The organism is Candidatus Binatia bacterium, from assembly GCA_026415395.1.
In the GTDB taxonomy this organism is placed as follows: Bacteria; Desulfobacterota; Binatia; order HRBIN30; family HRBIN30; genus HRBIN30.
The window spans coordinates 1-13,020 of the sequence record JAOAHD010000001.1 but is presented as its reverse complement, the minus strand read 5'-3'; the positions used below and the strand labels follow the sequence as shown (position 1 = coordinate 13,020).

Genomic DNA, 13,020 nt, shown 5'->3' with positions numbered 1-13,020 from the left:
GGAGGTAGGGACCATGGTGAGAAAAATTCGTTATCTGGCATTGGCCATCGTCGGGGTTGTTGCTGGGGCCGCTGCCCTGCACGTGAGCGCGGGAGAAATGCCGAAGCATGAACTCCCGCCTGCGCCCGACGGCAAGAGCAAGGTCGTGGGCTTGTGCGATGGGCAAACCAGCGTCGTCGTGCCTGGTGTCGCTCCCGGCGAGCGTATGTCCGGTGAGCAAGCACGCGACGTCGCAAATCAACTCATGCGCAAGTATGAGGAGAAGACACAGTTGGCTCACGGCGGTGCGGCCCACACGGAGCGAGAGATGCGGGTTTGGGAAGCCGAACTGAAACGGACGATCGACGAGGGCTACAAGCTCTTTCACTCGCCCGAACTCGGAACCAACGGAATCTCCTGCGATATGTGTCACCCAGATGCCAGCAACACTCATCCGGAGACGTATCCCAAATTCCAAACCCAACTGAAACGGATCGCCTTGCTCCGGGATATGATCAACTGGTGCATTGAAAACCCGATGGAAGGTCCGCGCCTTGCCGACGACGACGAAAAGATGAAGGCCTTGGAAGCCTACATCATCTCGACCCGTAAGGGTGTGCCCTTGGCTCCCGGCAAGCACTGAGGATCAGCCTGTGGGCCGCACGTTCCGTATTGTCGTGCCGTTGACGATGCTAGGCTTCGTCGCAGCGTACGGCGTGCGGCCGGCTGGGGCGGGGGATCCGGAGGAGCCGCATTGGCTCGCGGGGGCCTTGCTCCGGCAAGCGGATGCCTTGGAGCTCTCGGCGGAGCAGCGCACCCGTTTGCAGTTCCTGGTGCATCGTGCGCAAGCCACGTGGAACGAACTCACCCGTCGACTGCGAGAAGCCGAGCGCAATGCAAGTGCGGGAACACACAGCGATTGGACGAACCTCGCTCAAGAACGGGGGCGCCTGCGCGTGCTCGCCGATCGGGATGCCTTGGCCGTGCTCGACCGCGAGCAGCGAGCGCGCTGGCGCGTGCTGCAAGAGCACCGCCGGCCTTGATCCGCAGCGCGTGAGCTTTCCCGCGCACGCAGGATGAGGTAGCGGACACTGCTCGCCGCTCGTGGTCCTGGGCGCGGTGGAAAACGTTAAAGTACAGAGAAATTTTGTAACCCGCCCCATTGAGCCTATTGCAGGGCACGCGTTTTTGCGCCACCAATGCCCGCCGCGCGAGGTGCATAGCCGTGAAACGAGGTGGCGGAAAAAGAGGGAAGCGTGCAGCGGTCGCTCGGCCCGTGGGCTCCATCACACGCCGTCAAGCCCTGAAGCAAATCAGTGCGGTGGCGGGGGCCGTAGCGTTGGGGCCGTTGATCAGCAGTTGTGGCGACGACGGCGAGGGCTCTGAGCTGCCGCCGCTCTCTCCCGCGGATCTCAAGGTCGACACCGTTGTTTTGGTGATGATGGAGAACCGGACCTTCGACCATTTCTTGGGCTCTCTGTCATTGCACGAGGGGCGAGCGGTCGATGGTTTGCAGGCCTCATTCGCGAACCCGCGCCCGGATGGGTCGCTGGTGCGGGTTTTCCCCATGTCCGATCGTTGTGTTGAGGATCCACCGCACGGGTGGGATGCAAGCTTTCGCCAGGTGAATGACGGCCGGATGGATGGCTTCGTCCGCGAACACTGGCAAGCGGTGGGGCCTACCCATGGCGACCAAGTGATGGGTTACTACCAGCGCCACCAACTGCCGATTTACTATGCGCTGGCCGACGAATTCGTGCTCTGCCAGCGCTGGTTTTGTTCGGTGCGTGGTCCCACATGGCCGAACCGGATGTACCTGCACGCGGCCCAATCGGACGGGCGGAAGAATAACGACTTCCCCACCCCGCCAGGCTTTCGCTTCCGCACGATTTACGATGCACTGAACGAGGCGGGCATCGACTGGAAGTACTACTACACGGATCTTCCTTTTTTGGCGCTGTGGGCGAGCTTGAGGACACAACTCTCGCGCCTGCTTCCCATCCAGGCGTTCTTCGAGGATGCTCGTGCCGGTACTTTGCCGCCGGTTTGCGTGGTGGAGCCAGGATTTGGTGTCAATGATGATCACCCACCGCACGACGTTCAACTCGGCCAAGCATTTGTTGCCGCGGTGCTGCGGGCCCTGGGCGCAAGTCCTCAGTGGCGCCGGAGTTTGTTCATCCTAACCTACGACGAGCACGGCGGCTTTTTCGACCACGTCCCGCCGCCGACCGTACCCGACGAACGCTCGGACCAAGGCTTTGGTAAGCTCGGGCCCCGCGTGCCGGCGTTCATCGCGTCGCCATGGGCAAAACGTGGCTTCGTGTCCTCGACGTTGTACGAGCACAGCTCGTACCCAGCGTTTATCGAGTTCTTGTTCGGTCTTGAGCCACTCACGCTGCGCGACCGCAATGCCAACATCTTCCTCGACGCATTCGATCGCACACGTCTGGCGACCGACAATCCTCGGCCGTTCCCGCAACTTCCAGTGATCCAAGTGGATCCTGAGGCTCCTTCGGAGTGTGTGGCCTTGGGAGCAACGGCGCGCGATGTACCTGGCCTGCAGGACATCGAACGCTTTGCAAACGCCGGAGGAATTCCCCGCGCTCTCGACCGGCGCAGGGAAGTTGCTCGAACTCTCTATGACATCCATGCGGAACTCGTGCGCTTAGGCGGTGCTCGCTGGCGTTAAGCACTTGCTGCCGCGAGTTTCTTGCGGGATGGGAAGTTCACGAGTTCGCGAGGGAACCGGAATTGGCGTTTTGCCCAAAACGTCAATTGGCTGCCGGTACGGGCCACACATCGAAAACGTGACGTAGTGTTTACGATTAGCTGGCACGGCAAGCGCATTGGTTGTCCTCCCGGAGGACAAACTCAATGCGCACCCGACATGTCATAATCGTCATTGCCTGTGGACTAGTTCCTTGGTCGGCGTGGCCGACCACGCTCATCATCGCCAACGAACAACAGCTCGCGCAGCAAGCGGATGCGGTCGTGGTCGGGGAGGTGGAGGAGGTCGCCCCACAGTACGACGCAGCGTCGCAGTTGGTGTCGACGACTGTCCGCCTGCGCGTTGCGGAAACGCTGAAGGGCCAAGCCGCTTCAGTCTTGGAACTCACTGAACTCGGGGGAGAAACCCCGGAAGTCACCGCACGGTTCTTCGGTGTGCCGGTGTACCGACCCGGAGAAAAAGTGTTGGTATTTGCTAGTCGACGGGCCGACGGTGCGTGGGGCACTACGAGCCTGGCACTCGGCAAGTACACAATTCTTCAAGGGGCTGGAGGCTCGCTCGCGTTGCGCGATCTCGGGCCCGGCAGTACAGCAATCGAATGGGATGGCAGATCTCTTCGCCCCGCCCAGACTCAAGCAGTGTACGACTGGCAAGCATTGCGGAGCTCCGTCCGTGCCACGCTGACCGGACGAGCGGTGCCCAAAGCGGCACCGCTGAGCGGCGACATCGACGCGGCGCTCGACACGTACGGAGCTCCCTTCGCCCTCATGTCTACCGCTGCTCGTTGGTTCCAGGCCGATCGCGGAGAGCCGGTCACATACCTTGTCGATCCAGCCGGCGACGCGGCCCTGGGCGCCGAACAAACGAACGTGGCAATCGATGCCGCCATGGAAGCCTGGACCTCACCAGCGATTGCCACGCTGTTCCTACAGCGAGGCGGGGACATGGCACCGGGGAAGTTGGACTGTAGCCCCGCAACCCAAATTATGTTCAACGACCCGAACAATCTGCTTTCCGACCCTTGGTTCTGCTCGGGGATTTTGGCGGTTGGGGGATACTGTGCGGAAAAGTCCGACACGACCGAAGTCAACGGCGTCACCTTCCAACGAATCACCTCGGCGAAGATTCTCTTCAACAATGGCTGGGACCAGTGCCCGTTTTGGAACACGTGCAACTTGGCTGAGGTGGTCACCCACGAACTTGGCCACACGATCGGCTTAGGACACTCGGGCGATCACCACGCCACCATGTTTGCCTTTGCCCACTTTGACGGTCGATGCGCGGGCATCCGAGCCGACGACCTGGCAGGCCTCAGCTTTATTTATCCCGCATCATCCAGCTTGCACGATGCGGTGGTTGTCCCGCCCCCGGGGGCGAAAGTCCGAATACGCCGCGGGAAGAGCGAGGTATATGTGCCCCTGACTGTGACCCTGCGACACGGGGACACGTGGGGAGACAAGGCACGCTTCCGTTTAGTGGCGCAGGACGGCACGTGCCCAACAGGCACCGTGGGTGGTGCGAATTTCGGGCAGTTTACGAACACCCCCGACCAAGTCGAACTCGCGCCCGCCGCACAAGCCAAGGCCACTGTGTGGCTCAGTGTTCGCTCCGCGGAGTTCATCACGGCAGACGGAGGAGATCCCGCTCGCTGCGAACTTGTGTTCACCGCCGAGCCTGTGGCTACGGATAACATCGACCCGGTTCCGGGCAACGAAAGCGTGCGTGTTCCCCTCGATGTTGTCGATGAGAACGATTTCGTCAGCCGAGACCAAGATGCGAGACTCGTGCTTGAACAAATCAAACCGGTTACGCTCCGCCTTCCAAGAGGGAAAACAGAACTCAGGAAGCTGGTGACGGTTAAAATCCGCACGGGACCGGCGCCGGACAACGTGTCCGTTCATGTGAATCCTGGGACCTGCCCCGGCGGTCTCGTCCAACCGGCTCTCATCCCGAAGTTGAGTCGCACCTTTGCCGGAGTTGCGATGGGCAGCAATGCCCGAGTGAGCGCCCAAATTCCCCTGGTCTTTCAGCTAGACACTGTCACGTCGATCTTCCCCGGCTCTCCGGCACGCTGCACCGCAGAGGTGCGGGTGACAGGGCAAAATCCCGACGGAAACCCGACCAACAACGCGCAGCCGCTGGTCATCGACTTGCGCGACGACAACGACCTCTAACCCCAGCTCGGTTCACTTTACGGCGTGCTCAGCAGACTACAGGGCGCTTGCGCCGTGCGGCTCCACTGGCAGCCGTACAGTGAACGCCGTGCCGTAGCCGACTTGGCTTTCGACGGTGATTTCCCCGCCAAAGGCATCGACCAGTCGCCGCACGATATAGAGGCCAAGGCCGACCCCACCGTGACGATGGTCCACCGGAGCACCCACCTGCTGAAAAGGCTCAAAGATGCGCTCGATCTCCGTCGGTGGAATGCCGATTCCAGTGTCTGCCACGCGGATCACGAGCTCGTCCTTGTACACTTGACTGTCGATGAGGACCCAACCCGAAGGAGTAAACTTCATGGCGTTCGCGAGAAGGTTTTTCAGGATGACTTTCAGCTTGACCGGATCCGTCGTCACCCGCGGCAGAGTCGGGGGTACGGCGCGCCAAATGTCCAACCCCGTCGGGCGAAGTTGATCCACGGTTTCTCGCACCGTCTGCGCTACGACTTCGGGAACGGATGTCGGCCGCAACTCGAGCGGAACTCTCCCGGTTTCCAGTCGCGTGACATCGAGGGTCGCATTCACAAGGTCGAGGAGTTGCAACGCATTCGCGCGCAAACGCTCCACGGCTTCCACCTGATCTTTGCTGAGCTCCCCGAGTGCGCCTTCGAGCAGCAGACCGCTGTAGCCGATGATGACATTCAACGGCGTGCGCAACTCGTGCGACATGGTGGCCATGAACTCCGACTTCAGACGACTCGCCCGCTCCACTTCATGCACGAGGCGGGCGTTTTCCAAGGTCAGCGAGGCGAGCTGCGACAAACCATTAGCGATGCGCTCCAGTGGCCGCGCCAATGGCAGAGCCTCTTCCTGCACGCCCACCACGAGCGCACCCGAAATTTGGTTTCCGCGCCAGAGGGGAATGACCGCGGCGCCAGAGAATGCTTTGGCCAAGCCCAGTAGGGTTTGCGGAATCCACTGGCTTGCTTTTTGCGGCGAAATGGTAACGATCTCTCTGGTCTCGACCCGGCGCCACAAATCAATCACCATCGATTTGTGAACTTCCACCACTTGCAGCGCCTGCCACACTTCCGGGGACGCTGCGTGCTGTGCTTCGGGTCGCACACGGCCGCTCTCTTCGTCCACGGTCCAAAGTTGCGCCCACCTACCCCCGAGCGCCCAAGTAGCAACACCACAGAGCACCGCGGGAAGCTGAGGGCTGTTGAGCGCAGCGATAATGTCCTCCGCCGCGCGGGACAACGTGGAGGCGATGAGGGCCTCTTCGCGGAGCTCTTCCTGAAAGGTCCGCTGCTCCGTAATGTCCATGGCCACGCCCAGCACTTGCTCGGGTCTCCCGTCCTGCGAGAAGAGGGGCCGCTTGATCGTGCGCAACCAACGGACGTTCCCCTGGGCGTCGGTGATGCGTTCTTCAGGAACGATTCTTTCTTCTCCGGTATCCAGAACTTCTAAGTCAATCTTGCGAAAAAACGCGACTTCTTCTTCGTGAGGATTGAAGTCAGCATCGGTTTTGCCGAGCAAATAATCGACCGTTGTCCCATAGACCTCGGCAACTGCTTGATTGACCAAGGTGAAGCGGCCCTGTCGGTCTTTCGCGAAGATGAGGTGGGGGTTGATGTCGATGACCGCTCGCAGAAAACGCCTCTGCGCATCAAGTTCCCGTTCGCGTTCCAGTCTCCGCTGGAGCTCAGCAGCGGCTCGTCGGCGATTGCGCTCGAGCTCCGCTGCGATGTAAACGGAGGCGCCGAGGACCACAATTAGTCCGAGGTACTCTCGCAGGCGGAACGGACTGAAGGCGCCTTCCGCCGAGTACACGGCGATCGGGAACAACAGGGCCAGAATGGTTGCCACGAGCGTCTGGGCTCGCGCTCCCCACGGGACTAAGGCTGCACTCCCCATGGCGAGCGACACAAAAATGAACGACGCACTATTCGCATCGCCGGTGAGGGCTGCGACAGCAACGCTTACGAACGCCGCTGTCAGCACAGCAAACACAGCGGCGGTGATCAGCGTGCGCTCCGACGATCCCCGGTACAGCGGCACCATGAGCATAGCGAGGACGCCTAGTCCTACAAGGTGGACCGCGGTGACTCCGGGGTTCTCAAGAGGGCGAGCGACCACCTCGGCGATCGCAAAACCAGCCAAAGCGATAAGTAATAACCACCCTGCCGCTCGAGCTCGGGCGAGTAAAGGAACGAAGCCCCTGGTTCCGTTCTTGGTCACGGAGCCTCCACTGAGCGGCCTCCCTTCCATCGTAAATAGCTCTTGATGGCATGAATTTGCCCGCGCGCGCAAGCAGAAATTCGGTGAGCGATTCGCGCTGCGCGCACAGCCGTTCGGCAAGCGAACTCAGACGAACCGACGCAGCTGCCTTTGCATGGGCCAGGCATTTAGGCTTAATGCACAAGGATGTTTGTAGTCAGCGTTGCCCTCCGCAAAAGCAAACTCGTGCTGCTGGGTTTGTTGCTTGCCAGTTGCGCGGGACGCTATGTGCGCATCGAAGAAAAAGGGATGACCTGCGGGGAGGCCCAGCAGCTCGCGATCTCTGCCGTCCAGCGCTTAGGCTACCAGATTGCCGAGGTGACCCGGGCGGAGCCAGGCTCCCCGGGCGTTGTCGTCGGCAGGAAAGAAGATCCGGGACGCACCGCGCGTGTCTTGGTCCAAGTGTTTTGCACGACGATGGGGGCGGAAATCGAGGCGAAAGCTGAAGGGCAGGGTTTGGCGTCCTTGGACTTCGCTGGCCAATTCGAGAAGACGTTTGCCGCGATGGCGGCAGCCCGGCCGACGCCGCGGCCATTGGCTGGGTCCGGTGTGGATGTTGCCGTGGTGGTCGAGCGGCCGAGTGCGTCAGGGCTCGAGGTCAATTTGGCCGAGCAAGGAGTGGCCCCGGTGCACGTTCGGGTTGCGAACCACACTTCGCGCCCATACCGCTTCGAAGTTGCCGCAGTGACGCTGCAAACCGGCGACGGGCGCCGCGTCCAGCCTGTTGCCGCTCGAGAAGTGCTCGCCAAGCTACCACCAGAGGACCGGGCACGCGTGGAGCCGAGGGTTCTTCATGACCGGACGATTGCTCCCGGGGAAACCGTGGACGGCTATGTTTTCGCGCCCTTCCAAAGCTACGTGCGGGCGCGCGTGACACTCGAGGACGTGGAGAACCGAGAAAGCGAAGGTTTTACCATCGAGTTTTAGCTTGCACTCGGCTCGGCTCCGGCTGCTCGCGGAGCGAGCTTTCCCATCGCCAACGCCAACTCCTCCGCCGTCACGTACCCCACCAGCCGCTGTACCTCTCGGCCCTCCGGATCGAGCAAAACGATGGTCGGCACTCCGAGGACGCGGAAACGCTCGGTCATGGCTTTGGTTTTTTCGGTATCGAGCGTCACGTCTGCGCGCAGCATGACGAAGCGTTCCGCCAGCTCGGCAACACGGCGATCGGCAAATGTCGTGGCCTCCATTTCGTGGCAGGGGATGCACCAATCCGCCACAAAATCGATCAACACAGGTTTGCCATCGCGTACTGCCTGCTCCAATGCGAGCTCGGAGTACTCTTCCCACTCGATCATGCTGCCAGCATCCGAGGGAAGTGCCAGCCACAGGGCGACTCCGAGTAAGCTCGCACCTACCACCCGTTGAAACCAGCGAAACCAACGATGGGCGTGCGCAAGGGGAACAACCCCGAGCACCACAGCAGCACCGAGGGCAACTGCGGCATAGGTTAAGTGTACGGCGCGCCGTGGCAACAACGGGGCGACGAAGTAAACCGCCGCCGCAACCAGTACGAAACCGAAGAGCCGCTCCATCCAAACCAACCAATCTCCAGAGCGTGGCAACGCGTGTAACGAGCTCGCCAGGAACGCGAGCAGCAGGTACGGTAGGCCCAGGCCGGTGCCTAACGCTGCGAACAATTGGACGCCGAGCCAGGGATCGCCTTTCTGCCCAACGAACAACAGCAAGCCCACCACCACGGGCCCCACGCAAGGCGCTGCCACCAACCCCATGCTTGCTCCCATAGCGAGCGCACCAAGGAGCCCCGGCATCGCGCCGCCTGCCCGGCGCGTGAGCACAGAAGGAAGCCGGAACTGGTACAGCCCAAAGGAGCTGCCCGCGAGCAACATCATGAGCGCGGCGAAGCCGATGAGCACTGGCGGACGCTGCAGCCAGGCACCAAACATCCCGCCGGAGAGTGCGACGGCGACGCCGAGCGCGACAAAGCTGGCAACGATGCCCGAGACATACGCCGCGGCGAGCAGCGCGCGCCGATAGGCGTTGCTCGCCGCCTGGCGCCCGAAAAACGCTACTGTAATCGAGATCAATGGATACACGCAGGGCGTGAGGTTGAGGCCCAGACCGAGGAGGAGCGTGAGCAAGAGCGTGGTCAGGCGCCCGCGCTCACTGAACCAAGTCGAAAAATCAGGGCCGGGAGTCGCTGCGGATGAAAATGTTGCCCCACCTACGCCTGCCTCTTGGCGATCGGCGACTGGCAAAACGAGTTGTGCCGTCACCGTTTTCGGCGGGGCGCACGTGGTGTCGGTGCAGGCTTGGTAGCGCAGTCGAGCCGACACCGGCACTTCTGATCCAGCGAATTCCTTGTCCACCGTCAGGGTCGAGCCAATGCGAACAGTTCCTTGATAGACTTTGAGGACTTTGGTCGGTGCAAAGGCAAAACTGCGGCTCTCGGCTAGGGGGTAACGGATTGGCCCAACATGGGCTCCCTCCGGGAGCTCGAAGGAAAGTTCGGTCGGGATCAGAAACGGTTCGTCGGCTTCATGGCCGTGGATGTGCCATCCGGGTGCGATCCGGACTTGAACCTCGAGCGGTACGCTCCCGCCGCGAATCGCGTTCGGGGCGACCGAGCGCACAGAAAGCTCAACGATGTCTGCGGCAACGGCAATCAGCGGCAGGGCCACAGCGAGGAGGACCTGGCGAAGAGCACGCACGAAATTCGTGCAAGCACAGCATGCGTAGTCTTGCAATTGTGGCGCTCGTCACGAATACTGCGGCCGCGTTGCTTCGGTCGGCGCGGCGAAGGAGGTGACATGCGGAGCTTGCGGTGGTGGTGCGTGCTGGCTGCTTGGTTGCCGGCTGTGGCTGTTGCCCAGCAAGCTTCGTTGGCCCCGCTTAATGCCTACGATGCGGCAATTTTGCCGGATGGTCGCGCCGAGCTCACAGTTTCCGCTGCGTACGCCAGGGATGAGCGCTTCCCATTTTTCACCGCGCCAGGGGCGTTGCGGCGGCAAGACCGCTGGGCAGTCCCCCAACTCGGGTTCCGCGCCGGGGCTGCCGACTGGGTCGAAATCGAGGCACAGTACGAGGCGATTTACCTCGACGAGCAAACCACCCGCGGGCAGACGAACTGGCAGTATGGCTCCGGTGATGCCCGCTTGCACACCAAAGTCCGTGTGCGCGCGGAGGACGCGACCTGGCCGGCTCTCGCGGTGCGTTTTGGAACTAAATTGCCGAACGCGAACAAGGACGATCGCTTAGGCACGGATGAGACGGATTTCGACCTGCTTGCATTGGTCTCCAAAGAGGCGGGCCCACTACGGCTGCACACCAATTTGGGCATCTTGCTCCTGGGGAACCCGGGGGAATTGCTCGGCCGGAGGTTTGGCCCCGGAGGACAGGACGATTTGTTCGTGTACGCGCTCGCCGTTGAAGGTCCCTTGTGGGGGCGCGAGCAATCTGGCGCGAGCCAATTCCAGCTTCTGGCAGAGCTTTCTGGGCTGGCCGGTTCGAGGTTCGGTAACGACCGTACACGCGCCGCTGCCGGCATGCGGGTGGTTCACGGCCCGATGGCGTTCTTTTTCGGTGCGACGGCTGGGCTCGATACAGCCAGCGAAAATTTCGGCCTGCGTTTTGGAATGAGTTACAGTTGGGACCTGGGCGCTTGGGTGGAAAAAATTCAGTGAACAGCCCGCCGGCAGGAACACGAGCGTGGCAACGTGGCAGGCGCCGGACCGTCGCCGCGGTCAACTCCGCGCCCGTGGTGCCTTCGCCTTAGTGGCCCGGGGGCGCGGCGAGCTTTTACCTCCGTTGTCCTTGGGGAGAGCAATGGGCACGCATTCGACGATCTCTAGGCCGTACCCCGGCAAGCTCACCAGCCGCCGCGGGAAATTGCTGAGCAAGCGAATTTTCCGCACCCCGACGTCGCGCAAAATCTGTGCGCCAATCCCGTAGTCTCGGAACGCCCGTTGCCGGGTTTCGGGATCCGTGCTCGGGTTGCGAGCCATTTGCCGCTGCAAGTGTGCGAGTTCGGCCCCCCGGCCTTGCCGGCGCAGGTAGACGATCACGCCCTTGCCCGCCTCGCCGATCATCCTCATGGACTCTTGCAGTAACGCGGCGGTGTTTTGCTCCGCCATGTTGAACACGTCGCCAGGGAGAAATTCGGCGTGGGCCCGCACCAGCACCGGTTCGTCCGGTGAAATCTTCCCCTTCACCAACGCCACGTGCTCTCCGTCGTCCACATCGGTGTGGTAGACGTAAATCTTGAACTCGCCGCCATAGCGGCTGTCGAGCCTGGCCTCGGCCACACGATGCACGAGCGAGTCGTGCCGAAGGCGGTACTGCACCAGGTCGGCAATCGTGCAGATTTTCAGATTGTGGGTTGCAGCAAAGCGTTCCAGGTCGGGAAGGCGCGCCATCGTGCCATCCTCTTTCATGATTTCGCAAATCACCGCTGCCGGCCTGAGGCCAGCAAGACGGGCGAGGTCCACCGAGCCTTCCGTTTGCCCGGTGCGCACCAACACCCCGCCACGACGCGCCATCAAAGGGAAAACGTGACCGGGGGTCACAAGGTCGTGTGGACGCGTGCCCTCGCGGATCGCGACCCGAATGGTGTGCGCCCGGTCGGCGGCGCTGACCCCTGTGGTTATGCCGTGGCGCGCATCGATGGACACCGTGAACGCAGTGCCGAGCGGTGCGCGGTTTTCCGCCACCATCATCGGTAACCCGAGCTCGCGTACCCGCTCTTCGGTGAGCGCCAAGCAGATTAGCCCTCGCCCGTACTTCGTCATGAAATTGATAGCTTCGGGCGTCACCTTTTCTGCGGCTAAACACAGGTCGCCTTCGTTTTCCCGGTTCTCATCGTCCACCAGGATGACCATCTTCCCGGCCCGCAAATCGGCCAGACACTCCTCGATGGAATGGACTCGCCCGGGGCGTTTCGACGGCAAACGAACCGCAGTGAACATGCGGTTGCCCTATAGCGCAAGCAAAGGTGGCCGAGCCAGGCGTGCGCGGCCGCGAAGCAGTTGCTGCTTCCGGGGCTGGGAGGTCGCCAGAGAGCGGAGCCATGGCCTTGGTTGGCGTTGACTAGGGTGACGTGTTAGCTGGATTGCCTTTGGTGGGAAGACATCGCCTGAGTGAATCTCGTGCGGGTGGCTCGGCGACGTGTGGCCGACGAAGCCTTGCGATTGCGCCGCCAGATGATTGTCATTCACAGTTGTCGGCGAGCTATCTCCAAGAACCCGCTCCGCTCGCAGCTCCCGAGCGAGGAGTTGGAATGCGGTGGGATCGGAGTAGGTTTTTCCCTACTGCCCTCGGAGCGATGGCGTCGCTTCTCACGAACATCGGAAGTTCTGGGGACTCGTTTCCACAAGCGCCCAGGGTAAGAAGTGGAATTGCTAAACGGAGCTTCGGCACGCAGCACGAACCACGGTGAGCCACCTCAAATCGTTGTCCCACCGGAGTGCGATTGCCACTAGAAGAGGCCCTGCCAACGTGCTCAGCGCGTTACCATGAAATTCTCGAAGAAATCGAGCTTTTTTTAAAAGGGGCGTGGCAGGTCAGCGGCTAGGGAGCCGTTGCGCCCTCCCTCTTTGCGTAACCGACCAACCATTGCAAGCCTTCAATTGGGCCGCAGCGAATCGCTGCGGAACACCGGGCGTGGAGACCGCGAGCCGCCAAATCCTGAGACATTGAGCTTCAATTGGGCCGCAGCGAATCGCTGCGGAACACAACTTCATCTAAATTGCGTACACGTAATTCTACCTTAGCTTCAATTGGGCCGCAGCGAATCGCTGCGGAACACAGCCAGGTCGCAGACAATATTATCTTTGTATTCGTGCTTCAATTGGGCCGCAGCGAATCGCTGCGGAACACCCGGCTCGCGGAGGATGCGCCGATCACCATGCCGGCCGCTTC

9 protein-coding genes and 1 CRISPR repeat array are annotated in these 13,020 nt (G+C 61.6%); of the genes, 6 read left to right on the top strand and 3 right to left on the bottom strand.

Features of this window, described 5'->3' with window-relative positions; genetic code table 11:
* Nucleotides 1–13 precede the first annotated feature (13 nt).
* The 4 genes from N3C12_00045 (at nucleotide 14) to N3C12_00030 (ending at nucleotide 4,881) form a co-directional block, all read left to right on the top strand.
* Nucleotides 14–622 carry a hypothetical protein gene (locus N3C12_00045; protein ID MCX8070836.1) on the top strand — a complete coding sequence of 203 codons (609 nt, stop codon included), beginning with the start codon at nucleotides 14–16 and terminating at the stop codon, nucleotides 620–622.
* Nucleotides 623–632: 10 nt separating this feature from the next.
* Nucleotides 633–1,022: a hypothetical protein gene (locus tag N3C12_00040; GenBank protein ID MCX8070835.1), complete on the top strand. Its 390-nt coding sequence runs from the start codon at nucleotides 633–635 to the stop codon at nucleotides 1,020–1,022.
* 182 nt (nucleotides 1,023–1,204) lie between these two features.
* Entirely contained in the window at nucleotides 1,205–2,668 is a 1,464-nt protein-coding gene (locus N3C12_00035) for an alkaline phosphatase family protein (protein ID MCX8070834.1), read from the top strand.
* Nucleotides 2,669–2,853: 185 nt separating this feature from the next.
* Nucleotides 2,854–4,881, top strand: coding sequence for a matrixin family metalloprotease (locus tag N3C12_00030; GenBank protein MCX8070833.1), 2,028 nt, complete (start codon nucleotides 2,854–2,856; stop codon nucleotides 4,879–4,881).
* A gap of 36 nt (nucleotides 4,882–4,917) precedes the next feature.
* Here N3C12_00030 and N3C12_00025 read toward each other — a convergent pair whose 3' ends face one another.
* Nucleotides 4,918–7,104 carry a PAS domain-containing sensor histidine kinase gene (locus tag N3C12_00025; GenBank protein ID MCX8070832.1) on the bottom strand — a complete coding sequence of 729 codons (2,187 nt, stop codon included), beginning with the start codon at nucleotides 7,102–7,104 and terminating at the stop codon, nucleotides 4,918–4,920.
* Nucleotides 7,105–7,290: 186 nt separating this feature from the next.
* Here N3C12_00025 and N3C12_00020 point away from each other — a divergent pair, with 186 nt between their 5' ends.
* On the top strand, nucleotides 7,291–8,070 hold the full coding sequence (locus tag N3C12_00020; protein MCX8070831.1) for a DUF4352 domain-containing protein: 780 nt from the start codon (nucleotides 7,291–7,293) through the stop codon (nucleotides 8,068–8,070).
* Here N3C12_00020 and N3C12_00015 read toward each other — a convergent pair.
* Nucleotides 8,067–9,851 carry a thioredoxin family protein gene (locus N3C12_00015; protein MCX8070830.1) on the bottom strand — a complete coding sequence of 595 codons (1,785 nt, stop codon included), beginning with the start codon at nucleotides 9,849–9,851 and terminating at the stop codon, nucleotides 8,067–8,069. The two genes, N3C12_00020 and N3C12_00015, sit on opposite strands and share 4 nt — an antisense overlap.
* A 63-nt stretch (nucleotides 9,852–9,914) precedes the next feature.
* Between N3C12_00015 and N3C12_00010 the strand changes: the two genes are divergently transcribed.
* Complete coding sequence (locus tag N3C12_00010) at nucleotides 9,915–10,787, top strand: hypothetical protein (GenBank protein ID MCX8070829.1); 873 nt, start codon at nucleotides 9,915–9,917, stop codon at nucleotides 10,785–10,787.
* A gap of 60 nt (nucleotides 10,788–10,847) precedes the next feature.
* Here the strand turns inward: N3C12_00010 and ribB are convergent, their stop codons facing one another.
* The gene (gene ribB, locus N3C12_00005) at nucleotides 10,848–12,068 is read right to left on the bottom strand and encodes a 3,4-dihydroxy-2-butanone-4-phosphate synthase (protein ID MCX8070828.1); all 1,221 of its coding nucleotides are present in this window, start codon (nucleotides 12,066–12,068) and stop codon (nucleotides 10,848–10,850) included.
* 653 nt (nucleotides 12,069–12,721) lie between these two features.
* A CRISPR array of direct repeats spans nucleotides 12,722–12,978; the repeat unit is 36 nt; unit sequence GCTTCAATTGGGCCGCAGCGAATCGCTGCGGAACAC.
* Nucleotides 12,979–13,020 lie beyond the last annotated feature (42 nt).

Excerpts from the sequence above, each read along its gene's own strand:
- N3C12_00045 (MCX8070836.1), top strand. The coding sequence starts at position 14 with ATGGTGAGAAAAATTCGTTATCTGGCATTGGCCATCGTCGGGGTTGTT.
- N3C12_00030 (MCX8070833.1), top strand. The coding sequence starts at position 2,854 with ATGCGCACCCGACATGTCATAATCGTCATTGCCTGTGGACTAGTTCCT.
- N3C12_00010 (MCX8070829.1), top strand. The coding sequence starts at position 9,915 with ATGCGGAGCTTGCGGTGGTGGTGCGTGCTGGCTGCTTGGTTGCCGGCT.
- N3C12_00020 (MCX8070831.1), top strand. The coding sequence starts at position 7,291 with ATGTTTGTAGTCAGCGTTGCCCTCCGCAAAAGCAAACTCGTGCTGCTG.
- ribB (MCX8070828.1), bottom strand. The coding sequence starts at position 12,068 with ATGTTCACTGCGGTTCGTTTGCCGTCGAAACGCCCCGGGCGAGTCCAT.